This window comes from Lysinibacillus parviboronicapiens (assembly GCF_003049575.1).
Classification (GTDB): domain Bacteria; phylum Bacillota; class Bacilli; order Bacillales_A; family Planococcaceae; genus Lysinibacillus; species Lysinibacillus parviboronicapiens.
In genome coordinates, this window is the sequence record NZ_PYWI01000002.1 from 16,952 (window position 1) to 41,949 (window position 24,998).

25 protein-coding genes are annotated in these 24,998 nt (G+C 37.9%); 16 read left to right on the forward strand and 9 right to left on the reverse strand.

What is annotated here, in order from left to right; translation table 11 throughout:
* Positions 1–11 precede the first annotated feature (11 nt).
* The 3 genes from menB to C9J35_RS02565 all read left to right on the forward strand — a co-directional run bounded on the left by menB (position 12) and on the right by C9J35_RS02565 (position 4,248).
* On the forward strand, positions 12–830 hold the full coding sequence (gene menB / locus C9J35_RS02555; protein WP_054767225.1) for a 1,4-dihydroxy-2-naphthoyl-CoA synthase: 819 nt from the start codon (positions 12–14) through the stop codon (positions 828–830).
* Between the two features lie 176 nt (positions 831–1,006).
* Entirely contained in the window at positions 1,007–2,452 is a 1,446-nt protein-coding gene (locus C9J35_RS02560; RefSeq protein WP_107923312.1) for an o-succinylbenzoate--CoA ligase, read from the forward strand.
* Between the two features lie 614 nt (positions 2,453–3,066).
* On the forward strand, positions 3,067–4,248 hold the full coding sequence (locus C9J35_RS02565) for a transglutaminase domain-containing protein (protein WP_107923313.1): 1,182 nt from the start codon (positions 3,067–3,069) through the stop codon (positions 4,246–4,248).
* On the opposite strand, the gene C9J35_RS02570 is transcribed toward C9J35_RS02565, so the two are convergent.
* From C9J35_RS02570 to ytzI, 4 genes are all read right to left on the reverse strand, one after another.
* Positions 4,245–5,273 (reverse strand): metal ABC transporter solute-binding protein, Zn/Mn family, encoded by a 1,029-nt coding sequence (locus C9J35_RS02570; protein ID WP_107923314.1) that lies wholly within the window; start codon positions 5,271–5,273, stop codon positions 4,245–4,247. The two genes, C9J35_RS02565 and C9J35_RS02570, sit on opposite strands and share 4 nt — an antisense overlap.
* 109 nt (positions 5,274–5,382) lie before the next feature.
* A complete protein-coding gene (gene yidD / locus C9J35_RS02575) occupies positions 5,383–5,616 on the reverse strand; it encodes a membrane protein insertion efficiency factor YidD (protein ID WP_054767226.1) in 234 nt (77 codons plus the stop codon).
* The gene (locus C9J35_RS23455; protein ID WP_167395911.1) at positions 5,613–5,774 is read right to left on the reverse strand and encodes a hypothetical protein; all 162 of its coding nucleotides are present in this window, start codon (positions 5,772–5,774) and stop codon (positions 5,613–5,615) included. Before C9J35_RS23455 ends, yidD begins: the two co-directional genes overlap by 4 nt.
* Before the next feature lie 70 nt (positions 5,775–5,844).
* A complete protein-coding gene (ytzI, locus tag C9J35_RS02580; RefSeq protein ID WP_107923315.1) occupies positions 5,845–5,991 on the reverse strand; it encodes a YtzI protein in 147 nt (48 codons plus the stop codon).
* Between the two features lie 137 nt (positions 5,992–6,128).
* Between ytzI and C9J35_RS02585 the strand changes: the two genes are divergently transcribed.
* On the forward strand, positions 6,129–6,446 hold the full coding sequence (locus C9J35_RS02585) for a transposase (RefSeq protein ID WP_107923316.1): 318 nt from the start codon (positions 6,129–6,131) through the stop codon (positions 6,444–6,446).
* Between the two features lie 129 nt (positions 6,447–6,575).
* Here C9J35_RS02585 and C9J35_RS02590 read toward each other — a convergent pair whose 3' ends face one another.
* The 4 genes from C9J35_RS02590 to C9J35_RS02605 form a co-directional block, all read right to left on the reverse strand.
* The gene (locus C9J35_RS02590; protein WP_235616181.1) at positions 6,576–7,244 is read right to left on the reverse strand and encodes an AroM family protein; all 669 of its coding nucleotides are present in this window, start codon (positions 7,242–7,244) and stop codon (positions 6,576–6,578) included.
* 7 nt (positions 7,245–7,251) lie between these two features.
* Entirely contained in the window at positions 7,252–8,394 is a 1,143-nt protein-coding gene (locus tag C9J35_RS02595; protein ID WP_107923318.1) for an amidohydrolase family protein, read from the reverse strand.
* A complete protein-coding gene (locus tag C9J35_RS02600) occupies positions 8,391–9,455 on the reverse strand; it encodes an amidohydrolase family protein (RefSeq protein ID WP_107923319.1) in 1,065 nt (354 codons plus the stop codon). The genes C9J35_RS02595 and C9J35_RS02600 overlap by 4 nt, the downstream gene beginning before the upstream one ends.
* A 186-nt stretch (positions 9,456–9,641) precedes the next feature.
* Positions 9,642–11,249: an ABC transporter substrate-binding protein gene (locus C9J35_RS02605; protein WP_107923320.1), complete on the reverse strand. Its 1,608-nt coding sequence runs from the start codon at positions 11,247–11,249 to the stop codon at positions 9,642–9,644.
* Between the two features lie 218 nt (positions 11,250–11,467).
* Between C9J35_RS02605 and C9J35_RS02610 the strand changes: the two genes are divergently transcribed.
* The 12 genes from C9J35_RS02610 to C9J35_RS02665 all read left to right on the forward strand — a co-directional run bounded on the left by C9J35_RS02610 (position 11,468) and on the right by C9J35_RS02665 (position 23,221).
* Complete coding sequence (locus C9J35_RS02610) at positions 11,468–12,430, forward strand: ABC transporter permease (protein WP_107923321.1); 963 nt, start codon at positions 11,468–11,470, stop codon at positions 12,428–12,430.
* A gap of 2 nt (positions 12,431–12,432) precedes the next feature.
* Entirely contained in the window at positions 12,433–13,299 is an 867-nt protein-coding gene (locus C9J35_RS02615) for an ABC transporter permease (protein ID WP_107923322.1), read from the forward strand.
* A 19-nt stretch (positions 13,300–13,318) separates the two neighbouring features.
* Positions 13,319–14,338, forward strand: coding sequence for an ABC transporter ATP-binding protein (locus tag C9J35_RS02620; protein ID WP_107923545.1), 1,020 nt, complete (start codon positions 13,319–13,321; stop codon positions 14,336–14,338).
* Positions 14,325–15,332, forward strand: coding sequence for an ABC transporter ATP-binding protein (locus tag C9J35_RS02625; RefSeq protein ID WP_054767228.1), 1,008 nt, complete (start codon positions 14,325–14,327; stop codon positions 15,330–15,332). Before C9J35_RS02620 ends, C9J35_RS02625 begins: the two co-directional genes overlap by 14 nt.
* A gap of 293 nt (positions 15,333–15,625) precedes the next feature.
* On the forward strand, positions 15,626–16,579 hold the full coding sequence (locus C9J35_RS02630) for a DUF1177 domain-containing protein (protein ID WP_054767229.1): 954 nt from the start codon (positions 15,626–15,628) through the stop codon (positions 16,577–16,579).
* Positions 16,572–17,840 (forward strand): M20 family metallopeptidase, encoded by a 1,269-nt coding sequence (locus C9J35_RS02635; protein ID WP_107923323.1) that lies wholly within the window; start codon positions 16,572–16,574, stop codon positions 17,838–17,840. The genes C9J35_RS02630 and C9J35_RS02635 overlap by 8 nt, the downstream gene beginning before the upstream one ends.
* A 52-nt stretch (positions 17,841–17,892) precedes the next feature.
* The gene (locus C9J35_RS02640; protein WP_054767230.1) at positions 17,893–18,654 is read left to right on the forward strand and encodes an IclR family transcriptional regulator; all 762 of its coding nucleotides are present in this window, start codon (positions 17,893–17,895) and stop codon (positions 18,652–18,654) included.
* Between the two features lie 11 nt (positions 18,655–18,665).
* Positions 18,666–19,589 (forward strand): aminopeptidase, encoded by a 924-nt coding sequence (locus C9J35_RS02645; protein ID WP_107923324.1) that lies wholly within the window; start codon positions 18,666–18,668, stop codon positions 19,587–19,589.
* Positions 19,590–19,973: 384 nt separating this feature from the next.
* A complete protein-coding gene (locus C9J35_RS02650) occupies positions 19,974–20,441 on the forward strand; it encodes an NUDIX domain-containing protein (protein ID WP_054767231.1) in 468 nt (155 codons plus the stop codon).
* The gene (locus tag C9J35_RS02655) at positions 20,425–21,201 is read left to right on the forward strand and encodes an alpha/beta hydrolase family protein (RefSeq protein WP_107923325.1); all 777 of its coding nucleotides are present in this window, start codon (positions 20,425–20,427) and stop codon (positions 21,199–21,201) included. Before C9J35_RS02650 ends, C9J35_RS02655 begins: the two co-directional genes overlap by 17 nt.
* 357 nt (positions 21,202–21,558) lie before the next feature.
* On the forward strand, positions 21,559–22,224 hold the full coding sequence (locus tag C9J35_RS02660) for a vWA domain-containing protein (protein WP_107923326.1): 666 nt from the start codon (positions 21,559–21,561) through the stop codon (positions 22,222–22,224).
* Between the two features lie 166 nt (positions 22,225–22,390).
* Positions 22,391–23,221 (forward strand): alpha/beta hydrolase, encoded by an 831-nt coding sequence (locus C9J35_RS02665; RefSeq protein WP_054767232.1) that lies wholly within the window; start codon positions 22,391–22,393, stop codon positions 23,219–23,221.
* A gap of 45 nt (positions 23,222–23,266) precedes the next feature.
* Here C9J35_RS02665 and pckA read toward each other — a convergent pair whose 3' ends face one another.
* Positions 23,267–24,853, reverse strand: coding sequence for a phosphoenolpyruvate carboxykinase (ATP) (gene pckA / locus C9J35_RS02670; protein WP_107923327.1), 1,587 nt, complete (start codon positions 24,851–24,853; stop codon positions 23,267–23,269).
* Between the last annotated feature and the right edge of the window lie 145 nt (positions 24,854–24,998).

Here is a 24,998-nt window from a genome sequence, read left to right on the forward strand (position 1 = left end):
GAGGTAATACAATGACACGTCAATGGACTACATTACATACTTACGAAGATATTAAGTATGAGTTCTATAACGGGATCGCTAAAGTAACGATTAACCGTCCCGAAGTTCGCAACGCATTCCGTCCTAAAACGGTTATGGAAATGATCGATGCATTTTCACGCGCGCGTGATGACAAAAATGTGGGTGTAATCATTTTAACAGGAGAAGGAGAACATGCCTTTTGCTCAGGTGGTGACCAAAAAGTACGCGGTCATGGCGGCTATGTAGGGGACGATGAAATCCCACGATTAAATGTACTTGATTTACAACGTTTAATCCGCGTTATTCCAAAGCCAGTAGTAGCAATGGTTGCAGGCTATGCTATCGGTGGAGGCCATGTACTACACGTTGTATGTGACCTGACAATCGCGGCTGATAATGCTCGTTTCGGACAAACTGGACCAAAAGTTGGTTCATTCGATGCGGGTTACGGTTCAGGCTATCTTGCACGTATCATTGGTCATAAAAAGGCACGTGAAATTTGGTACCTTTGCCGTCAATACGATGCACAGCAAGCACTTGATATGGGATTAGTTAACACAGTTGTTCCTTATGAACAATTGGAAGATGAAACAGTTCAATGGTGTGAAGAAATGTTGCAAATGTCTCCAACTGCACTACGTTTCTTAAAGGCAGCGATGAATGCAGATACAGACGGCTTAGCAGGTCTTCAACAAATGGCTGGTGACGCAACACTTCTTTACTACACTACAGATGAAGCAAAAGAAGGTCGTGACGCATTCAAAGAAAAACGTCAACCAGACTTTGGTCAATTCCCAAGATTTCCTTGATTATTTAGATCGATTATCGGCTCGTATCTCTTAGTAGATGCGAGCTTTTTTATGTCTTTGTAAGATTGAGGCGGATATTATCATTAAAATGACGGATAAGGATGCAAAACAGACGGATAGACGGATTGTGTCAAAAAGCGGTAAGATTAATAGAGTGAATGAGTGGAGGAACAAAAATGTATCCAAATTGGATTTTACAGCGCGCGTATTTAACACCATTACGTAGTGCGCTCACATATGAAGGACAAACATGGACGTTCCAAGAATTAAATGAGCTTTCCATGAAACGTGCACGTCAATTAACAGCGCTTGGCATTAAACAAAAAGATCGAATTGCTATCATGGGGCCAAGCACACCCGGACTTGTTGTAATGATATATGCCTGTATGCATTTGCAATGTGAAATGGTGATGCTAAATCGTAGATTATCGCGTTCAGAAATTGCTTATCAACTAGAAGATTCGGAGGCTGTAACAGTACTAGTAGCAGATGAGGATGCTGAAAAAATACCGACAAACACTTTGTCATACCATTTGTTTTCTACTGTTGAGAATAGTTTTGAACAAGTCGTTGATATTGCGAAAGAGTGGACATCAACACAAACTACATCAATTATGTATACATCTGGTACAACAGGTTTCCCAAAGGGTGTTCGGCAAACGGTTGGGAATCATCAGGCAAGTGCAACGGCCTCAGTTCTTAATTTAGGTTTACAAGCAGATGATACATGGCTATGTGCTGTGCCACTATTTCATATTAGCGGTTTTTCTATTTTAGTGCGGTCGTTATTGTACGGCAATAAAGTGCAGTTATACGAGAATTTTGATGCAGACGCTATCGCTCAAAATATTATTGAAGGTGCTGCGACTTATATGTCGGTGGTCGCAGTGACTTTAGAACGAATTTTACATGCCCTTGAGCAGAGAAATGCACTAGCTTCACCACAATTTAAAATGCTACTGGCAGGGGGTGGCCCCGTTCCAAAGGATTATTTGACACGGGCAAGTGCTCTAAATCTTGCTGTTGCACAAACATATGGTATGACGGAAACCTCTTCGCAAACAGCTACATTAGCGAGCGAAGATGCTATGCAAAAAATTGGTTCAGCAGGGAAGCCATTATTTTTCAATCAAATTAAAATCTCAGAGCCAAATGCACAAGGGGAAGGGGAAATTTGTATTCGTGGTCCACATGTAACACCAGGTTATATTGGTCGTTTTGCACAAAAGAGTTCGACCATAGAGGGGTGGCTTCATACAGGAGACATAGGTTATATGGATGAAGACGGCTATTTGTTTGTTGTCGACCGTCGTGCAGATTTAATTATTTCTGGTGGAGAAAATATTTACCCTGCCGAAATTGAAAATGTACTATTGGCACACTCTGCTGTACAAGAAGCTGGGGTATGTGGAATGGACCATCCTCAATGGGGCCAAGTACCAATAGCTTTTGTCGTTTTGAAAGAACAAATATCCATTGAGCTATTACATGCGTTTTGTCAACTTAAGCTAGCTAAATATAAAGTACCGAAAGAAATCATCGTTATCGATGAACTCCCACGCAATGGTGCAAATAAGTTATTGCGAAGAAAATTGGTGGAATTACTTCCATCTGACATTTAAAATGAAGGCTTCAGATTGAAGACAAAAGGTTTTGGGAATGCGGTTTATTTCCGGAACCTTTTGATGTTTTCAGTGATTTTCATTAATGCGTGTTCATATGTAAAATCATTGTTCCTTTCGAGACACTACCTATCGCCATATCCACATAGCAAGCGAGTTTCTTCTAATTCATGGCAGCAAAAGTAAGTATCGTCTGCATGAACAATTTTTGAGACCTCTTACGGTTGTCCAACGCATAGTTTATGTACTAAGTGTTCTTGTGGGATCACTTGAGTAATTGTTATTTTAGTGGTCATTCTGTAAGTTTTTTGACATCATCGCCCAATACTCCCTGATACCATATAGAGAGGAGAAAGCTGCGAGACTCCTGTGGAACGAGGAGGTTAGCTGATTCGTCCGCGGAAAGCGAGTGGCTTTTTCCGGACCAAATTTATTTTTATGATCTACAGTAAATGCCTTCATTAAGAAACTCCTTTTTTGTTTATGCCCAGGTTATCATACCCTTCAGATAGCACTTTTGTTTATTAAAGCTCTTATTTTAGGGTAATTTAATAATAAATTAACATAATATCTAATGGCCGGCATAAACTATTTAGTAAAGGAGAATGACTCAAATGAGGAAATATATATATAATGTCATCATTATATTATTTGTTCTACAAATGAGTCATGTGCAAGTATTTGCAAATTACCAACAAAAAAATATTGCAACAGTCAATACACTAGAGACACTACAATATCAAATTCAACAGGAAGTAATGCAGTTAGCTACTGAGTTTGATATACGATACACAGGTGATACATCGGCATTGAAAGATGAACTAACAGAGCTTATAAAACATGCGATAAAGGACCCTTATTTTTACGCCAATATTTCTAGTTTTAAATGGAAGTATGATGGCTATGCCAATAATATTGTCATCGAATTTCAATTTACTTATCATATTTCTCAGGATGAGGAGGATTTTGTAGAGCGGACACTGACAGATATTATTGCACCTATGCATGGATTAAGCGATTTGGAAAAATTACAAGCTGCACATGATTTTATTGTCTTAACTTCGGAATACTCGAATGAAACGAAAGGAAGTCAATACTCTCCCTACACATTACTAACGGAAAACAAGGGAGTTTGTCAGGCATATGCTTTAGTGCTTTTTCGGATGTTGGAGATGCTAGGCTTCGAGGTGCAATATGTAACGGGAGAAGTAGGGGATCAACTCCATGCCTGGGTATTAGTGAAGTTAGAGAAGGCATGGTATCATATTGACGTTACGTGGGATGATCCATTACCTGATCGTCAAGGTGAAGTACGTTACAACTATTTTCTACTGTCAGATAGACAGTTAGCACAGGATCATACTTGGGATTATGCAAGCTACCCAGCAGCAACTAGTGAAGATTATTCAGCTTTACAGCAGGACAGTAAGGTTGAAGTAATGACGGCCCCTGTTGTTTTTAGTAGCTTAAATAACGATTATGGACTGTCTATTTTTGGGCAAAATAAGCTTTACACGATGCAATTAGAAGCACAGCCTAGTCATTTAGATAAAAGTTATGTAAAGAATGACAGGTCAATACAGATGGTCCCTTACGATATGAATAAGCAAATTGTAGTTGCAAAGACTATTGCTTATGGTACTGAATTGCCAACATTCGAAGAGGTAGAGGTTGCACAGCAAATGTTAGCAAGTGTTCACAGAATGGAAAAAAGAATGCCTCAAGTGAAATTAGTCATAATAAAGGAGGTGTCCCATCTTGCTTTCGGGGCACCTCCTTTCTCACGTGAATGTTAATGCGCGTTTAATGCTGTATTTAAAGTTTTCATATTGTTTTGCATTAGGGTGAAGTATGTCTCTTTATTTTTGACATCATCCGTTGTCAAAACGCTTAAGTTATGCAGAACAAGTGATTCCGCACCAACTTCTTTTTGAATTACTTCTGCTAATTTAGATGATACATTTTGCTCAAATAAAATATAGTGAATGTGCAAGTCTTTTGCTTTATCTACAATGGCAGTTAATTCCTTTTGAGATGGCTCATTTTGAGAATTTAAACCTGCAATCGAAACTTGTGTTAAGCCATATTCACCTGCAATATAGCCGAATGCTGCATGTGAGACGAAGAATGTTTTTTCTCCGGCTTTTTCAGCCATCGTTTTAAATTCATTATCTAAATCTTGTAACTCTTTTACTAATGCTTCGTAATTAGCGGTGAATGTAGCTTCTTGTGCTGGCATTTGTTCAACTAATGCGTTTTTAATGGAAAGTGCTAAATCTTGGCTAATCACAGGAGACAGCCACACATGGGGATCGACATCACCATGATCGTGATCCTCATGATTGTGACCTTCTTCAGCATGAACGTGCTCTTCTTCAGTAGCGTCATGATCATGTGCATTAGCTGTTTCGCCCTCATCGTCATGCGTGTGACCCGTGCTAACAGCTAATTTCTCATCGGATACTTGGTCTGCGGTAGCAACCATTGTAACATCTTCTTTGGCTAATGTTTTTTTCGCATTTTCTACGAAACCTTCAAGACCTAGACCAATATAAAAAAATAAATCAGCATCTGCTAAGTGCATCATATCTTTTTGAGTAGGTTCGAATGTATGCTCATTAGCACCAGGAGGATAAATTGATGATACCTCTACAAAATCGCCACCGATTCGCTCAGTAAAGTAACTTAATGGATAAACAGTCGTGTAAATGGACAACTTATCTTTAGCGTCAGACTGTTTGGGCGTTGAGGACTTATCGCCACAGGCAGCTGTAAAAATAGCTAGAACAGTAACTAGGAAAAATAACAATAATTTTTTCATATAATTAGTATACCTCTCTTAAATAGTAATCATTACGATTTATTTTTTGAACAGTTCCTATAATAACGCACATCAGAAAAAAGTACAAGAAAAAAATGACCTTCGAAAATTATTTCTTTTTCGAAGGCCATTTTTCAGGCACAGGATCAAAGCCACCTGGATGAAATGGTTGGCATTTTGAAATACGTATAACGGTTAATAGTAATCCTTTAATGGCACCGTGTTTTTGAAGAGCTTCTAAACCATAAGACGAGCATGTTGGATGGAAGCGACACGATGGTGGCGTCATCGGTGAGATGAATTTTCTGTACAACTGAATGAGCCATATAAAGGGATATTTCATACTTGTTGGTCCTTATGTTGTGCAGTGCTTTCCTCAGGCTTCGCATCGATGGTTTGTATGAACGAGTTTCCTTTTTTCTTCATGATAACGATGACAGAAACTCCGAACATTAGCATCATCATGGCGATCATAATAATAATTGGTAATGGCACACCCATTGTTTTCACTCCAAATTCTAATTGATATTGTTATTATAAGAGAAAGGCTTTTGAAAATATACTAATTGAACTAGTCATCATGATGCTGAAAGTTCTGCTTAGGTTTTTCGTCAACTGTATGTTTATAGGCATAAGCACGATTGACACTTAAAATGGTAGCAACTGTTATTAGAATAACAATAACTATCGCTACGATAATGAGAGTAGTTAAATTCATGGCATTCACTCCGTTCCTTGTTCATCATTACTATTATAAAAGATGTACTATAGTTAGTTGTGAAGGAAGTTTGACATTCCAACGAATAAAATCACTCTTTTACCATCATACTATGGAAAAAGGAGTGTTTCGGTGCTATGGATCGTCAACGCGTATACTTTTCACTTGCCAATAAAACGTATTATACTAATCCATATGAAGGTCAATGGAATTTTGAGCTCAATGTAGATCGACAAGCATTAGACGTTTTTGAAAAAATCTTTCAGCAAATGCAGCTACTAGAAATTTCGAATGCATGGCGTGCACAATTACCTTATGTACCTTATCATTTAGATCAAGAAAATGATGCCATTGATTTACGTTTAAAAAAAATTTATGCCTTAGTGCATGAATATGGAGACGCAGATACAAAAGCTTTCGTGGAACAATTACCATATTTCAATAGACGTGTCTAACTACTTAGTGAAGTACTTGATTTCATGAGACTTCATGGCCATTTGCTGTGGATAGTTATTCGATGCAGTCCACCAAAATTAAAAACGCAAGAATGTTGTGTCGCAACATTCTTGCGTTTTTAATTTTTATTAGTTAATGGTCGTCAAAATAGAAAATACAGCTTCCCTGGGTACCATAATAGGAATAGAAAGTTCCTTTTTTATCGCATTTTTCATTGTAGTCGAATAGCCCATACAATCAAGGATAAGTATGTCAGCTCCTTGTTGTTGTAACTTTTTTGCTTTGCCCAATAGATGTTGTTCATTATAATGATACGGTGAGCTTGCAGCATACGTGAAATCAAATTTTGCCTTGTGCCATTTATCCGCGATACTTACCAGTTGTTCGGGTTCTGGCCCAATCAATCCAAGCTTTAAATCAGCATGGATACCATAGACTAAATGGGTAAGCAATCGATCAGGGAGTAATAGGTTTTTACCAACGAGTGCATTTGTAAAATCGCCCGTACACATAAATAAAATCCAAGTATGTTCTGTCACATCATTGATTCGCTTTTGAATAAAGGGCAGGAGCTTTTTTTTACTTAGTTTCACCTGTTTACCATTGGCAAGTAATGTTACTAAAACATCTAAATCCTGAATGCTAGGTGCAAGTGTAGCAATTTCAGAAGAAGAAAGTAAATCGAGTACACCAAACTCTGTAACATGTAAGCCAGCCTTTTTTAATTGTAGAATATCATCAGCCATATCTTTACGGGGGGCTTGTCCTATTGTGACAATCGCAATATTAGAATTCATTATTTACTCACTCCGCTTCGTAGTATTTTCTACCATTAACAAATGTTTGTAGCACTTTTGCTTCAGTCGTAAAAATAGGGTGAGACCATACGACGAAATCAGCATGTTTACCTTCTTCTAGTGAGCCTATAAGATGGTCGAGTTGTACAAGTTTGGCAGCATTATGCGTAATACTTTTTAATGCAGTATCTTCATCTAATCCGTAACGCATAGCCTCTGATGCACAGTACTTTAAATACTGTACAGGTACAAAAGGATGGTCTGTCATAATAGCAAAAGGGATGTCATACTCTTTAAAGATTTTAGCGATTGCTGGTGTAGAGTTACGTGTCTCGTATTTTGATGGCGTAAGCATATAGGGTCCAACTGTTGCATGAAAGCCACTTGCTTTCACAGCATCCACAATCATATGCCCCTCTGTACAATGTTCTAAATGGAGTTTAATATTAAATTCTTTGGCAATTCGGATGGCAGTCATAATATCATCTGCACGATGACAATGAAGACGCAGTGGCATTTCACCACGTAGTACTTCAATAAATGGACGTAACTCTAAGTTGCGTGAAATTTGTTCATTCATTTCATCATCTGACAGGTGAGTGGCACGCTGAAAGCCATCTCGTAAAATTTGGGCTATTGCCATACGTGTCATAGGTTTTCGTTTATACTGATTGCCAAAAACATTTTTTGGATTTTCCCCTAAGGCACCTTTCAAACCGCTTCGTTCCACTAATATGCGCGAAGCAAGAGTGGGACCTGCTGTTTTTATAATACTCCATATCCCGCCAATTACATTGGCACTACCAGGACCTGTTTGAACGGTAGTAATGCCACCTTCAATCGCATGTTGAAATGAGAAATGATGAATATCTACACTATCTAAAGCATGCATCAGTGGAGTAAAGGGTTCACTGTATTCATTCGCATCATTAATATCTTCTGTTACTTCTGCCCAAGTACCAACATGTGCATGGATGTCGATTAAACCAGGCGTGACAAAAGCTCCTTGTAAATCAATATGTTCGGCATGGCAAGGGAATTCTTTAGCAGGGCCAGCATAAGTAATGGTTTCATTTTCTACCCAGAGTTGTTCAAAAGTATCGTTGTGATCATTTGCTGATATAAAATGTGCATTATGATAAATAATCATTTGTCATCCCTCACCCCTGAAAATACTTTTTGGCCCTTTATAATAGTCGCGACAACCTTTGCATCTAAATCCAAAGGATGTTTATTCCATACGACAAAGTCTGCTAGTAATCCATCACGGATAGTACCTGTTACATGTTCGATACCGAGAAACTTTGCCGCCCCTGTTGTTAATGCGTACAGTACATCCTGACGTGTTAAACCTTCACGGACGGCGAAACAGGCTTCAAGTGCTAAATGGGTCGAGCTACTCACAGGATGATCTGTACAGAAAACAAAGGGAATATCGCGATTGTTAAGTTGTTGATAGAGTTTTGGTGAGAGTGCAATCATTTCGTTATGTTCGATATAACGGAATGTTGGACCTGCGATCACGGTATTGAATGTTGTATCTTCTACAGATGGAATTTCAGTCCCATGGATAATATGGAACTCGAAGTCGAACTGTTGTTGTAAACGAGCAATGAACTCAATATCGACTGCCTTATGTGCTCGCACGATTATTTTACGGATTAGTGGCTCTTGCTCTTTAATAGATTGAAGCGTTTCTCGTAGTATTTTAGCTATACCCATACGAGTGAGCGGTTTTTTCTTGGAAGTAAAAAATGTACTTTTGGCATTTTGACCAATCGAAAAAGAGTAAGCAAAATCTTGTTTAATTACCATTTCATCAACGGTTATATGCGCGTGATGAATAATCGCTGTTTTTGCCCCAATCAAACTTTTCGCGGAAGGTACGATATGGGAGGCTGTTATCCCATGGGAAAGCGCTTTTTTAAATGCTGCGTCGAATGGATAAATGCCATCAAGTACTGAATATTGCAGATTTGAGTCAAACTCAAAGCTATCATCCCCCTCCCAACGAATACCTATTTCAGTTAAACCAATTTGGGAGCAACTATCGATAAAGCCGGGTGTTACATAATATCCATCTAAATCTATTTCTGTTTCTATAACCGCATTGCTTTGTTTGAAATATTGTTTTTGTACATCAAAATTTTTCTTTTCAAAATTTCGAGTTTCGGCATTAAAAACAAGTCCATTTGTATAACGTGTTGTCAAATAAAATCCTCCAATCAATAGAAAAGCGAAGAATTACATCTCCGCTTTTCTAATTATCAAATTTTCCCACAAACTTCTAGACAACTGTGGATGTTCGAGAGTATTACACGTGTCATTAAATGCTTACAAAGCTTTTGAATAGTACATCTGTAGTCGATGTCGTATGAATTCCTCGGGGTTCTATCATTATTTTGAAATTGACACGTTTGTCCCGTTCGGGTGTACGATTTGAACAGAATTATCTGCAGAAACATTAAAGCCTTGTACTTTTTTATTAACTCCTGCCACTGTTTGTGTTGCTTCTAATTCAATACGTGGAACATCAGCTAAAATGAGTTTTAGTGCCTCTTGATATAAAGCCGCACGCTCTTCTTGTACAACTGTTTCAGAAACAGCGCGATCTAACAATGCATCGACCTCTGGATTGCTATAGCCTTTACCATTACCTAAGGCGCCTACTTGTTTGGTGTGGTAAAGCTGATATAAGAAGAAGTATGGGTCAGGGTACCACGTCCAGCCACCGATATTCATCGGAGCTTTTCCTTTAGCTACTGTGTCACTATAAGTACCCCATTCTAAAACTTTGATTTCTACATCGATATTCAAGTTTTCTTTTAATTGACTTTGGAAAATTGTTGCATAAGGTACACGTGCTTCCGATACGTAAATTTCCGTTTGAAAGCCATCTGGATAACCAGCTTCAGCCAGTAATTTTTTCGCAGCGGCAGGATCATACGTTGGTACTAAGCCAATTAAAGATTTATCATACCCCCATGAACCTGGAGGTAAAGGTAGATAAGAAACATCACCGCCACCCCATTGATTTACACCAGAGATAATTTCCTCGACGTTTGTTGCTTTATAAATGGCCTCTCGCACGCGCACGTCAGCTGTTGGCCCTACTTTATTGTTTAAATCTAGATAGACGATGGATAGCCCTGCATTTGTTAAAAGTTCTAGATTATTATCTTGTTTAATGATTTCACGATTTTGTCCTTTCACATCCATCGCGATATCAATATCACCAGAGCGTAACGCATTCGTCATCATATTTTGATCTGAAATAAACTTCATTGTTAATTTATCTATATTGGGTGTTTCACCCCAGTAATTTTCATGACGAACAAATTGTACTTCTTGGTCTTTTTTCCATTCCTTTAATTGGAAGGGACCTGTGCCTATAAAGTGGTCAGAGAAATTATCTCCCCAGCCCTCAACCTCTTCTTTAGGAATAATAATGTTACCTGCATCCGTTAGCATAGCTAGTAATGCTGCGTTTGGTGTAGCTAAATGAATCTCTAGTTCATAATCAGATAAAACTTTTACCTCTGTTACACCGCTTAAACGGTTCATTGCAGATTCTTTTGCAGAACGTTCTAGTGAATACTTAACGTCTTCAGCAGTCATTTCGCGACCATCTTGGTATTTACCAGGTTGGAATTTGACACCTTCACGTAATTTGAATGTATAAACTAACATATCATCTGACACTTTCCATTCTGTTGCTAAAGAAGGGATTATCTCAGAAAGGTCTTTATTATAAACAACTAAAGTGTCGGCTATTTGGCGCATTACCTGTGATTCATAGACACCTGTGTACTTAATAGGATCAAATGTTTTAGCATTTGCAGAAAGACCGACCTTTAAAGTGCCGCCCATTGCTACTTCTCCATTTTTCTGTTCTCCAGTTGAACTCCCTTTATTCGAGTTATCGCCTCCACAAGCAGCTACAAGGCCAATGACTAATGTTAAAACTACTATCAAAAAAGATTTTTTTAAGTTATTTTTCTTCATACATGCATGCCTCCTTGTTTTTTGTTTCACAATATGAACCGTTGTTTCGAAAATGGTAGGTTCGACATTAAAAATAGCATAGTTGTTAATAGAAAGTAAATATAAAATTAAAATAATTCTGAAAAATATGTTTACAAATGAAGATGTGTGCGTGTAGTATTTAGTTATTCACAATATGAACCAGTGTTTCTGATAATGAAAAAAGGAGGTCTTTTGATATGGGCTCTTATATTTTAAAAAGGTTAATCAATCTAATACCAACGCTTTTGGTAGTGGCCATTATTGTTTTTGTTATTACAAGGTTAATACCTGGTGATCCAGCAGCAGTGATGCTAGGACCACAAGCGAGTGTTGAAGATGTAGCAAATTTAAGAGACGAATTAGGGTTAAATGAATCGGTACCTGCACAATTTATTTCATATGTAGCAGACTTAGCGCAGCTTAATTTGGGTCATTCATATTCTTATAGTGAATCTGTCATTGGGCTCATTTTAGAAAGGTTTCCGAATACAGTAATTTTAGCTCTCGCAGCATTAGTAATTGCAGTAGTAATTGGGATTCCAGCGGGAATTCTAGCAGCTAGAAAACAAAACAAAATGATAGATTATGCTGTCATGTTAGTATCCTTAGTTGGTGTTTCTATGCCAATCTTTTGGTTAGGAATTATGTTAGTTCTATTGTTTAGTGTCAACTTAGGCTGGTTGCCAGCTACAGGGATGGGGAGTTTAGAGGATGGTGTATGGACATATATTAAACATCTAATATTACCTGCGTTCGCATTAGCTACAATTCCGATGGCCACGTTTGCACGTATTACACGTTCTAGTATGTTAGAAGTAATTTCCCAAGATTATATTAAAACGGCACGATCTAAAGGGATTAAAGAATATTTGGTTATTGGGAAACATGCATTCAAAAATGCATTAACGCCGATTTTAACAGTATTAGGGATGCAAATTTCCAATTTACTAGGCGGTGCAGTATTAACAGAAACAATATTTAGTTGGCCAGGGATGGGACGACTCATTGTAGATGCGATTGATAAACGCGATTTTGTTGTGGTACAAGGAACCGTTATTTTCATCGCATTGATTTTCGTATTAATTAACTTAGCAGTTGATATTTTATATAAAGTTGTGAATCCAAAAGTAAATTTAGAATCGGATGGGGGGAAAAAATAACGATGGCTCAAGCAATAGTGAATGACAACAAGAAAAAAAATACGTTGCTTAGAAAGTTGTTAAAAAATAAATTAGCATCAATCGGCTTAGTTATTGTTGCAATAATGACGATTATAGCTATATTTGCACCGTTGATTGCAACACATCCACCGAATGAAATGAGTATTGGGAAATCGTTTTTACCAGTAAATACAGAAGGTCACTTACTTGGTACAGATAACTATGGTCGTGATTTATTTAGTCGCTTAATATATGGTACACGCATCTCAATGATTGTAGGAATTGCGGCAGTTCTATTTGGCGCAATATTTGGGACATTACTTGGTTTATTAGCAGGATATTTTGGTGGTCGTTTAGATTCAATGATTATGCGTACTATGGATGGTCTTTTTGCATTCCCATTTATTTTACTAGCTATTACGTTAATGACTGTACTTGGTCAAGGTTTAGTAAATGTTATCGTTGCAATTGGCATTGCGAATATACCAGGGTTTGCCCGTCTTGTGCGTGGACAAGTATTAAGCGTAAAAGAGGAAGAATTTATTGAAGTGACACATTCATTAGGCGCGACACATAAGCGTATTATTTTTAGTCATATTTTACCGAATTGCATGGCGCCTTTAATTGTATATGGCACGATGAGTACAGCGGGGGCTATTATTTCTGAAGCAGCACTTAGTTTTCTAGGATTAGGTATTCAACCACCGACTGCTTCTTGGGGAAGTATATTGAAAGATGGTAAGGATTTTTTAGTATTAAATCCTCAAATGGCGACATACTCAGGAATTTGTATTTTGTTAACAGTACTAGGTATTAATCTTTTAGGTGATGGACTACGAGATGCTCTTGATCCGAAAATGAAAGTTTAACATGAAAGTGGGTGAAGTTATGGCTGAGCGTTTACTTGATGTTGAAAATTTGACAGTTGAATTTATAAGTGGCGGCTCTACGATGAAAGCAGTAAATGGTGTTAATTTACAATTAGATAAGAAGGAAACACTTGGCATAGTCGGAGAATCAGGTTCTGGGAAAAGTGTTACAGCTACAGCTTTAATGCGTTTAATCCCATCTCCGCCAGGTAAAATAACGAATGGGAAAATTCATTTTAATGGTCGAGATTTAGTAGGAATTTCCGAAAAAGAGATGCGGAATGTACGAGGCAATGAAATGTCTATGATTTTCCAAGATCCCATTACAAGTTTGAATCCGGTATTAACGGTAGGAAATCAAATCATTGAGGTCATACGTGCACACGAGAAAATGACGAAGAAAGAGGCAAGTACTAAGGCTGTTGAAATGCTCAAAATGGTTGGTATTCCAGAGCCTGAAAAGCGTTTGAAAATGTACCCCCATGAATTTTCAGGTGGGATGCGTCAACGTGTAATGATAGCCATCGCATTAGCATGCAATCCAAAGTTATTAATTGCCGATGAGCCGACAACCGCCCTTGATGTAACAGTGCAGGCACAGATTTTAGATTTGATGAAAAACTTACAGCAAAATCATGGCACTGCAATTATTATTATAACTCATGATTTGGGGGTAGTATGGGAACTTTGTGACAAGGTGAATGTAATGTATGCGGGACGTACAGTCGAGTCTACAACAACAAAGCAACTATATGACAATCCACTGCACCCCTATACATGGGGCTTACTTGAATCCCAAATTACAGTGGGGATACAAGAACAAGAACGGTTACCTGCAATACCGGGGAGTCCACCAGATTTAAGCAAGTCACTTAGTGGCTGTCATTTTTCGGCTCGCTGTCCTATGGCTACGGATATTTGCCGTAGTAACGTGCCTGAACTAATGGAAGTACAAGATAATCATTTTGTTGCTTGCCATTTGCAATCAAGAGAACAAATTGTAGCGCGTAAGGAGGGGATTTTTAATGCAACAACGTAAAGGGCTTGTACTAAAAGTAAATAATTTAAGAAAGTATTTCCCTATTAAAAATTCAATTCCTTTTAAGAAGACGACACAATTTGTAAAAGCAGTGGATGGTGTAAGCTTTGAACTATATAAGGGGGAGACACTAGGGATTGTAGGTGAATCAGGTTGTGGTAAATCTACAGTAGCACGCTTAATTAATCAATTAATTACGCCAACAGAAGGAACGGTAGAATTTAATGGAATAGATTTAGCAAGTTTAAGCACGAAAGAAATCCGTTCAGCACGTAAATCAATTCAAATGGTATTTCAAAATCCATATGCATCCCTTGATCCACGTAAAACAATTGAATATCTGATTGCAGAACCATTAGCGATTCATGGGATTGGTGACGAAGCATCACGCAAACAAAGAGTTGTTGATTTACTCGAAACTGTAGGTTTAAGTGCATACCATGCCAAGCGTCATCCACATGAATTTTCTGGTGGACAAAGACAGCGCATTAATATTGCCCGTGCACTAGCACTAAACCCAGATATTGTTGTCTGTGATGAACCGGTTTCAGCACTAGATGTATCTGTACAGGCACAGGTTATTAATTTACTAAAAGATTTGCAGCATGAATTTGGCTTAACCTATATATTCATCTCACATGATTTAAATGTTGTGAACTATATGTGTGACCGCATTGCAGTCATGTATTTAGGGAAAATCGTAGAAATCGGTTCATATGAAGAGATATACGATAACCCCCAACATCCATATACACAAGCACTATTATCAGCTATTCCAAAAGAAAATCCTTTTGATACGAAGGACCGCATTATTTTGACAGGAGATGTACCAAGTCCAGTAAATCCTCCGAGTGGCTGTGCATTCCATAAGCGCTGCCGCTTCGCAACGGAAAAATGCTCACAAATGGAACCTGTTCTTGATACGGTTTCTACGACACATCAAGTTTCCTGTCATCTATTTAAATCTCTTCAGCAGAAACCACTTCCTTCTTAAAGCAAGGAAATGAATACCAAGAATTTTTTGTTTTTTCAAAGGGGTCGAGAAATCTCTGTCGACTTATGAAAATTGGACAAGACCGCTACTTTTTAGGGTACTTAATGTCCAGTATTGCCCTAAGCCACCAGCGGAAGTCTTCGAGGGATAAAAGAGAGTTGCATCTAAAGTTGTTGTGGGCAGTTCAAGCAACTACAGCTAACTGACCTGCTTCGTACTAGCCTAAATATAACCTTAGAGGCGGACACCCCGTACACGAAGTACAATTGATGAGAAAAAGGAGCGTAATTATTATGTCATTAAAACATGTTATTGAATTATACGAGGTAATGGATAGTAAGCATGTTAATGGAAAAGTCGTCAAAGAATACTTACACAATGTCAATCCATCAGCGGATGTAATGGTAAAAACAATTACAGTTGACAATGCTTCGACTGATTTTATAAAGGTTGTAGTTAAAGGCAAGAATGGTAAATCTTCTGGTGGCAGCGCACCAACTTTAGGTGTTATTGGACGGTTAGGTGGGATTGGAGCCCGACCAGAAATGACGGGTTTTGTTTCCGACGGTGATGGTGCACTAGCATGTATGGCAGGTGCAGCAAAAACATTAGATATGGCATTAAAGGGTGATCAATTAGAAGGGGACATTATTTTCGCTACCCATATTTGTCCAGCCGCTCCAATTTTACCACATGAGCCAGTGCCATTCATGAACTCACCAGTTGATATGAGTGTGATGAATGAACATGAAGTAGACCCAGAGATGGATGCAATTTTATCGATTGACACAACCAAAGGTAATTCAGTTTGTAACCACAAAGGATTTGCTATCACACCTACGGTAAAAGAAGGTTATATTCTAAAAATTAGTGACGATTTATTACATGTTTACACACAAACAGCAGGTATTTCACCAGTTATACTACCTATCACAACACAGGATATTACGCCTTATGGAAATGGACTATTCCATATAAATAGTATTTTACAACCAGCTGTTGCCACTACTAGTCCAGTTGTTGGTGTCGCAATTACAACAGAATCAACTGTTGCTGGTTGTGCTACTGGTGCTACACATGTAACTGATGTAGAAAATGTTGTTCGCTTCTCCTTAGAGGTAGCAAAAATTTATGGGGCAAATAGATGTTCATTTTATGATGAAGAGCAGTTCGCACGAATTGAACAACTGTATGGTAGTATGAATCATTTACAAACAAAAGGAAATGAGATGAATATACATGGATGAATTAAAAAATCTAAAACTACAGTTAATCGAAGAAGTTGAAAATAACAAGGATGAATTAATTGATTTTTGTGCAAAATTAATTCAAATTCCGAGTGTAAACCCACCCGGGGATACTACTGAAATTACGACGTTTATAGAGGATTATTTAAATGAAGTAAATATTCCATACGACAAATATGAGTCTGCTGAAAAAATGTTTAACTTAGTTGCTTCTATTGGTAATGGTAAAGGAAAAGAATTAGTTTATTGTGGCCATACGGATGTTGTACCAGTAGGCGATCTTTCGAAATGGGAATTCAATCCATTTTCTGGAGAGGTGAAGGATGGCTGGATGCTGGGCCGTGGAGCAAGTGATATGAAAGCAGGCTTAGCTGGTATTATTTTTGCAACAAAGATGTTAAAAAAACTAAATATCGAACTACCAGGGAAATTAACACTAGCTATTGTACCAGATGAAGAAACAGGGGGCGAATTTGGTGTGCCTTGGTTATTAGAGCGTGGATACGTAAGTGGTGATGGTTGTTTGATTGCAGAGCCTTCATCGCCTTTAAACCCGACTATTGGGCAGAAAGGTTCTTACTGGTTTGAATTAGAAGTACGAGGAGAACCTGGTCATGGTAGTTTGTCACCTTTAGCAGGTAGAAATGCCATTGTCGATGCTATTCGTGCTATAAATGAAATTCGTACTTTATGGGATATTGAAATTGATATACCTGTGGATGTACAGCCTCTCATTGAAGTATCACAAAAATACATGCGTGAAGTTGAAAAAGATCGCTTGAAATATCAAGAAGTATTAGAGAAAATTACTGTAAATATTGGTACAATTGAGGGAGGTACGAAGTCCAATGTAATTCCAGATTATTGTAAAGTACACATAGATTGCCGTTTACCATTTGGTATTACCCAAGAAAAAGTGACTGAAATTTTGGAAAATAAATTGGATGCTTTGCATATTGATTATACGATTAATCGCTTTGGATTTAAAAGTGTGGCAAATTATACAACAGCAGAAGACCCCGTTTGCAAATCGATTGTTGATAATATTTCATTTGTTACGGGCAAAGAAGCGTACGGTGTTATGCAATGGGCAAGTAGCGATGCACGCCATTTTAGACAACATGATATTCCTGTGCTGCAATACGGCCCAGCTTACTTACCAAGTATCCATGGTTATAACGAAAAAGTACGTGTGGAGGACATCGTACGTTGTGCAAAAGTATATATAACAGCTGCAATTGACTTTCTATATCAAAAGTAAGAGACTCTTTTACTCTCTTGCTTTTGATAAATAGTTCAGAAGGATGAGAGAAATGCTAAAAACTTTAAATTTATCTATTGCTGTTTTAAAGATGTTTACAAAAGAAAAGCCAACATGGGGCGGCCGCGAATTGGCTATGGAAATGAATATTAATCATACGAATCTATATCGAATTCTTGAAACATTTGAAAATAATGGATTTATTACAAAAGATCCTATTACAAAAAAATACTCTTTAGGAATTGCTTTATGGGAAATTGGCATGAATATGTATGATTCATTAAATATTGACCAACTTTGTTTGCCAACTCTGGAAAAATTAAAAGATACTACGGGCGAAACAGCTATTTTCACAGTTTTACATGGGCTAGAAGCGCTCACTTTACTGAAAGCAGAGCCTTTAAATAAGGTGAAGTTTTCCGTGTCAAAGGGTAGTAGAACACCACTTTATGTAGGTGCTTCCTATCGCTCGATGCTCGCATACTTGAGTGATGAACAAATTTCTCAAGTTATTGATGTTCCTTTAGTGGCCTATACAACTAATACATTAACAGATGCGACAAAAATTCGTGCTGAGCTTGCAGCAATCCGAGAGTGCGGCTTTGCAACCAGTAATAGCGAATATACAGCAGATGTACTAGCGCTTGCCATGCCAGTTTTTAATAGCGAAGAACAGGTTGTAGGATCAATTACTGTATCTGGCCCAACTTATCGTTTTACGGAACAACGCATGCCAGAAGTTTTGCAACCATTAACGGCAGCAAAACATGAAATTGAAGGTATCATACGTAAATATCATCTGAATTTTAATTAAGGAGTACAACGATGCAACATTTACAAGATATTGCACGAAATATTTTAGCAGGAAATTTGAATGTTCAATCTTCGGAAACACTTGTTATTTTAACGGATATTCATCAACAAGAAATAGCACAAATTTTTTATGAAGCAGGACTAACAATTACAGAAAATACGATGTTGGTAGTTATGCCGCTTTTGCAAAAATCAGGACAAGAGCCAATTACAGCTATATCATCGTTGATGGCAAATGTAGATGTTACATTGTGTATTACTTCACACTCATTAACACATACAGTGGCACGTAAAAAGGCGTGTGAAAACGGTGGGCGAGTAGCGACGATGCCTGGAGTTACAATCACGATGCTAGAACAAGGTGCCCTACATGCAGATGCTCATGAAATTGAAGAACTTGTGGAAATATATGTGAATCTACTGAATGTTGCAAAAGATGTAGTCATTATAAAAGATGACCATGAGTTAACTTTTAGTGTAGCAAACCGAAGTGGTATCCGTTCGACGGGTATTGTGCGCCATGCAGGCGACTATGGCAATATCCCTTCTGGAGAATCATATATTGCACCTGTTGAAACATCCGCGAATGGTGATATTTTAATTGATGGTTCTATTGCAAATATTGGTGTATTAACGGAGCCTTTATTATTAAAAATTCGTAATGGTCGTCTGGAAGATGCAATTGGCCTAGATGGCGAAAGATTACTGGCTTTGTTAGGACAGGGGAATGGTCGTATCATAGCTGAATTTGGTATTGGCGTAAATAAAAGTGCTATTTTGTGTGGGAATGTGCTGGAAGATGAAAAAGTATATGGCACCATTCATATTGCATTTGGCAGTAATGTGCCTTTTGGTGGCACGAATGCAGCAGATGTCCATATCGATTGTGTGGTAAAAAACCCGACAGTATATTTTGATGGTAAACAAGTAATCTAGATAATAATTGAGCGTGACTTCAAGTATTTTGAAGCACGCTTTTTTCAATTGAATGGGCCGAGGGACGTGGCAAAATCTTATCGGTTGATTGTTGTTACATCATTACACTATAGTAAAATAAATGTATCTCTAATCAATATAAATTGCATAGGCTACGAAATGGATAGCACATTTCTCATAGAGCAAAAAACATGTTTCCATAGTATCTCAAATGGGAGGGAGATTCCCCTTCTTTTTTGAAGCAGAAACAGAACATCGATTTTATACCATCACGAATGAAGAAGTCACTACTTTTTATTAATAATTTCGACACAGTGTAGGAATTTTAAATGCATTGAAGAGAGTGATGCTTGTGCGACATTAAAAGTTTAGGAGTTGACAACAGTGTTTTCATTTATAGATTTGAATGGCTACAAAGTAGATTTAAGTTTTACAAGAGGCGAGTTTAAGGTGGAACCTAAACATGTGCTGGTCTTTTTAAAGCATGAAAATAAGTGGTTATGTACGATTCATAAACGTCGTGGGGTGGAAGTTCCCGGTGGAAAGTTAGAACGTGGCGAAACATTAGAAGAAGCAGCCGTACGAGAAGTATTTGAGGAAACAGGTGTACACGTGAAAAATCTTAAATGGTTTGCAGAATATGCAGTTCATGATGACATATTATTTTGTAAAACAGTCTTCACTGCACAATTTGCAGGTCAAGAGGAAATTGACTTTGATTTAGAAACATCAGGTATGATGTGGTTAACCGATGAAGAGTTTGCGAATCATCCAAATTTAAGCTTTCATATGAAGGACGAGGGCATGCAGAAAATGCTAGAGGAAGTGAAGCGTAATGACGACAAATGGTGAAATAGTAGAAAAGCGTGCGTATCCTTCACCAAACCCTACTATTCGTTTAACGGAAATTACGTATATGTCACAGGGATTACGAGTGAAGGGCTTATTAGCTGAACCAAAAGCAAGTGGTACATATGATGGCTTTTTATATTTACGAGGTGGCATGCAAAATATTGGCATGGTCAGACCAGCACGAGTGGCCCAGTTTGCTGCACAAGGATTCATTGTCTTTGCGCCCTATTATCGTGGTAATAGAGGTGGTGAAGGTAGAGATGAATTTGCTGGTCGGGACCGCTTCGATGCCATATATGGTGTGGATGTTTTAAAACAATTTTGTAATGATAATATTCATGTTTTTGGCTTTTCACGTGGAGGGATTATGGCACTTTGGACGGCCATTTTACGAAAGGATATTACTTCTGTGGTCACATGGGCAGGTGTTTCCGATGCAACTGCAACATATTGGGAGCGTACAGATATGCGACGAATGATGAAGCGTGTTATCGGAGGCACACCTAATCGTGTACCTGAAGCGTACGATGCAAGGACCCCATTATTTGAAGTTGAACATATTACTGCACCAGTGCTCATTATTCATGGACTACGCGATGAAAATGTTGATATTGAACATGCAAGACAACTAGAATTTTATTTAAAGGATGCTCAAAAAAATTATGAGACTTGGTACTACGAAAAGCTAACACATTTTTTCCCTTCGGAGGTAAATCGATTAGTAGTACGAATGCTGTGCAATTGGATGAAGACACAATAAATAGTATGGGGGCTGTCCAAAAAGTAAAAATCGTCGTAGACTTCTTTGGAAAAGATAGAGCACGAGACCTAACAGGAAGATTATGAGGAACGAAGGCTAAAATTGTCATGTCCTCCTTGACAATTTATCTTGCTGACGCTTCGCTTTCGTACAAAAAAACATCTTGTTGCTCGGATGTGGCTCGTGCCTTGCCCGCGGAATGCGAAGCGGGTTTTTACCATATAGGAAACGATTGTTATTATTTGAAGGACTTTTGGGACAGTTCCCTCTTTTGTAGAAAACTAATGTGTATTTTCAAATTTATAGGAATGATATATAATTCAATTGTAATATATTTACTATTGGAGGTGTTGTGAAATGAGTTCCATTAATTTGAAAAAGAAAACTGCTAAGCTCGTTTTAGAGAAAAAGAATTTAAAGGGAGTTGTAGCACGTGTTGGAATAGTACTAGACATTTCAGGTTCTATGCGTAAGCTTTATCGTCAGGGAGTCGTTCAAGAAGCTGTAGAACGAGTACTTGCAGTCGCGAGTCAGTTTGATGATGACGGGGCATTGGATGTCTGGGTATATGATAATGAATTTTCAAGATTACCAGCAGTAACAGAAAAAGATTTTGTTGGATATGTTGAGCGTGAAATTCTAAATAATGTAGGTGTACATAAATTTGGGCGAAATGATGAGCCACTTGTTATGGAAGATGTTATAAAAAAATATGTGAATGAAGAGCCAAGTCAAGATCCTGTATTTATTGTTTTTATTAATGATGGTGGATGTAAGAATGGGATAAAACGCTTCATTGTAGAATCATCTACTAAACCGCTATTTTGGCAGTTTGTAGGTATAGGGGATTCGAACTTTGATGTTTTACGTAAACTAGATTCGATGGAGGGGCGCTTCATTGATAACGCCAATTTTTTTCATCTAGATAGTATGGAAACGATAACTGATGAACACTTATATGAGCAATTACTTGATGAGTTTCCAATGTGGTTGAAAGGTGCGAAAGAAAAAAGAATTATATAACCAAGATAAGGTAGCCGTTGAAGCGAAGAATATCGTCTTTTGAGGCTGCCTTCTATTATGTTCAGTGATAGTAAAAGAAAGATTTTTTACTTCTGCTTTTTATTTAGCTTTCTCTCGTGCTATCATTAATTTGTTAGAATTTTCTATTATTAGAAGGGGTGAAGGAATGGAGCAATTACTTGTGGATGTTGGTGGAAGAGATTTGGCCGTTACACTTGATGGGCAAGGAGACGATACCATTGTATTTTTACACGGCTTAACTGGACATCAGCATAATTTTTATCATTTAGTTCAGTTGTTAAAAGCAGACTTTAAAACGGTATCTGTGGATTTGGCAGGGCGAGGGGAAAGTGACCCATCAGAAACGAGTTCTGTATTACAACATGCTAAAGATGTATCCATATTACTAGAAAAGCTAGCAATCAACGAACCGATAATTATCGGACATTCAATGGGTGCATTTATCACATCGATTATTGCTAGTGAGCATCCACATGTGAAAGGAGTAATTTACTTAGACGGGGCATGTAAAATTGACCCTGCACTTAGTGCAATACTACAGCCCTCACTTGGTAGACTGCACAAAACGTATTTGTCTAAGGACCAGTACTTACAAGAAATGCAGCAATTATATACAATGTTAGGTATCACATGGTCTGAAGAGATTGAGCAAGCGGTGTTGTACGAGGTTGTCGAGATAGATGGTATTTGGAAGAGTAGAATGCATGTCCAAAATATAAATGAAGATTTGCAAGGTTTTGCAGATTATGATCCGAAGGCAATAGCAGAAAAAGTTGCGAGTCCTGTGCTTTTAGTGATGGCGACCGGTGCAATTGGCCCATTACCTGCATTGTTTGCAGAACCGCTATTTCAAGATACAGTGAACTATACACAAAATATTCAAACGTTTGTAACATCGAGCAATCATTATTCCATGGTAGGCGATAAACAGCCAGATATGAATCAGGCTATTTATGATTTTGTGAGATCGTTATAAGGAAAAAGAGGAGACGAATATATTCGTCTCCTCTTGGCGTCTAACTTATTTTAATGGACCACCAAGTTTAGTGATGGCTTCAGATACGTTCGAAAATTTCTTGAAGTTGTCGTTGAATAGGCCAGCAAGTTCAGCTGCTTTTTTATCATAAGCCGCTTTATCAGCCCATGCTTCGCGTGGGTTAAGCACTTCTGTTGGAACACCTTCAACAGTTGTTGGGATGTGTAAACCAAATACAGCATCTTGAATTGTTTCTACGTTGTTTAACTTCCCATCGATTGCAGCGCGTACCATTGTACGAGTGTACGAAAGTTTCATACGACTACCAGTGCCATATTCGCCACCAGTCCAACCAGTGTTTACAAGGAATACTTGTGCACCGTGCTCATCTATTTTTTGACCTAACATTTCAGCATACACAGTTGCTGGAAGTGGAAGGAATGGAGAACCGAAGCATGTAGAGAATACTGGTTCTGGTTCTGTTACACCACGTTCTGTACCAGCAAGCTTTGAAGTGAAACCACTTAAGAAGTGATACATTGCTTGTTCTTTTGTTAATTTACTGATTGGAGGTAATACGCCAAATGCATCAGCTGTTAAGAAGACGATTGTTTTTGGATGACCTGCAACAGAAGGGTCAACAATATTTTCGATGTATTGGATCGGATAAGCAACACGAGTATTTTCTGTTAAAGAACCGTCATCATAGTCACATACGCGAGTCTCTGGATCAACTGCTACGTTTTCTAACACAGAGCCAAAGCGAATAGCACTGTAGATTTCTGGTTCGTTTTCAGCAGAAAGGTTGATTGTTTTTGCATAGCAACCGCCTTCGATGTTGAATACGCCATTATCAGACCAACCATGTTCATCGTCACCGATTAATTTGCGGTCAGCGTCAGCTGATAATGTTGTTTTACCAGTGCCAGATAATCCGAAGAATAATGCTACATCGCCAGCTTCACCAACGTTTGCTGAACAATGCATTGACAGGATATTTTGTTCTGGTAATAAGTAGTTCATAATACCAAAAATAGATTTTTTCATTTCACCAGCATACTCAGTACCACCGATAAGGATGATTTTCTTTTCAAGAGACACGATGATGAATGTTTCAGAAGATGTGCCATCAACTGCAGGATCTGCTTTGAAGTTTGGCGCAGAAATGACTGTGAAGTCAGCAACATGCGAAGCTAATTCTTCTTTTGTTGGACGGATAAATAATTGATGAGCGAAAAGGTTGTGCCAAGCGTACTCATTAATTACTTGGATGCTTAGTTGTGAGTCTTTGTCAGCACCCGCATATCCTTTGAATACGAATAATTCGTCACGTTCTTTTAAATACTTCACAACTTTTACATATAAGTTGTCAAAGACTTCTGACGAAATTGGTTGATTTACTTTACCCCAGTCAATTTTATCTTTTGTATCTGCTTCTTCTACCATATATTTATCTTTAGGTGAACGACCAGTGTATTTACCAGTTTCTGCACGCACTGCGCCATCTACTGTTAACATTGCTTCACCACGAGATGTAGCTTTTTCAACTAATTGTGGTACTGAAAGTTGAACGTTAATGTTCCCGCCGCTTAATAATTCCTTCAGTTCGTTTGCAATTTCTACTGAATTCATCGATTAAATACCATCCTTTTTTATAGTATTCCCTTGTGTTCGAGGGAGTATTTCTTAATTTCAAAAATAGTATAACACAATTGCTTAAATAATCTATACTAATTCAGAAATTATTTTTGCGATTTTATTACTTTTCAATAAAACG

Bases quoted from the DNA above. Each gene is read 5' to 3' on its own strand.
- menB (WP_054767225.1), top strand. From the start codon at position 12: ATGACACGTCAATGGACTACATTACATACTTACGAAGATATTAAGTAT.
- C9J35_RS02560 (WP_107923312.1), top strand. From the start codon at position 1,007: ATGTATCCAAATTGGATTTTACAGCGCGCGTATTTAACACCATTACGT.
- C9J35_RS02565 (WP_107923313.1), top strand. From the start codon at position 3,067: ATGAGGAAATATATATATAATGTCATCATTATATTATTTGTTCTACAA.
- C9J35_RS02570 (WP_107923314.1), bottom strand. From the start codon at position 5,273: ATGAAAAAATTATTGTTATTTTTCCTAGTTACTGTTCTAGCTATTTTT.
- yidD (WP_054767226.1), bottom strand. From the start codon at position 5,616: ATGAAATATCCCTTTATATGGCTCATTCAGTTGTACAGAAAATTCATC.
- C9J35_RS23455 (WP_167395911.1), bottom strand. From the start codon at position 5,774: ATGGGTGTGCCATTACCAATTATTATTATGATCGCCATGATGATGCTA.
- ytzI (WP_107923315.1), bottom strand. From the start codon at position 5,991: ATGAATTTAACTACTCTCATTATCGTAGCGATAGTTATTGTTATTCTA.
- C9J35_RS02585 (WP_107923316.1), top strand. From the start codon at position 6,129: ATGGATCGTCAACGCGTATACTTTTCACTTGCCAATAAAACGTATTAT.
- C9J35_RS02590 (WP_235616181.1), bottom strand. From the start codon at position 7,244: ATGAATTCTAATATTGCGATTGTCACAATAGGACAAGCCCCCCGTAAA.
- C9J35_RS02595 (WP_107923318.1), bottom strand. From the start codon at position 8,394: ATGATTATTTATCATAATGCACATTTTATATCAGCAAATGATCACAAC.
- C9J35_RS02605 (WP_107923320.1), bottom strand. From the start codon at position 11,249: ATGAAGAAAAATAACTTAAAAAAATCTTTTTTGATAGTAGTTTTAACA.
- C9J35_RS02610 (WP_107923321.1), top strand. From the start codon at position 11,468: ATGGGCTCTTATATTTTAAAAAGGTTAATCAATCTAATACCAACGCTT.
- C9J35_RS02615 (WP_107923322.1), top strand. From the start codon at position 12,433: ATGGCTCAAGCAATAGTGAATGACAACAAGAAAAAAAATACGTTGCTT.
- C9J35_RS02620 (WP_107923545.1), top strand. From the start codon at position 13,319: ATGGCTGAGCGTTTACTTGATGTTGAAAATTTGACAGTTGAATTTATA.
- C9J35_RS02625 (WP_054767228.1), top strand. From the start codon at position 14,325: ATGCAACAACGTAAAGGGCTTGTACTAAAAGTAAATAATTTAAGAAAG.
- C9J35_RS02630 (WP_054767229.1), top strand. From the start codon at position 15,626: ATGTCATTAAAACATGTTATTGAATTATACGAGGTAATGGATAGTAAG.
- C9J35_RS02635 (WP_107923323.1), top strand. From the start codon at position 16,572: ATGGATGAATTAAAAAATCTAAAACTACAGTTAATCGAAGAAGTTGAA.
- C9J35_RS02640 (WP_054767230.1), top strand. From the start codon at position 17,893: ATGCTAAAAACTTTAAATTTATCTATTGCTGTTTTAAAGATGTTTACA.
- C9J35_RS02645 (WP_107923324.1), top strand. From the start codon at position 18,666: ATGCAACATTTACAAGATATTGCACGAAATATTTTAGCAGGAAATTTG.
- C9J35_RS02655 (WP_107923325.1), top strand. From the start codon at position 20,425: ATGACGACAAATGGTGAAATAGTAGAAAAGCGTGCGTATCCTTCACCA.
- C9J35_RS02660 (WP_107923326.1), top strand. From the start codon at position 21,559: ATGAGTTCCATTAATTTGAAAAAGAAAACTGCTAAGCTCGTTTTAGAG.
- C9J35_RS02665 (WP_054767232.1), top strand. From the start codon at position 22,391: ATGGAGCAATTACTTGTGGATGTTGGTGGAAGAGATTTGGCCGTTACA.
- pckA (WP_107923327.1), bottom strand. From the start codon at position 24,853: ATGAATTCAGTAGAAATTGCAAACGAACTGAAGGAATTATTAAGCGGC.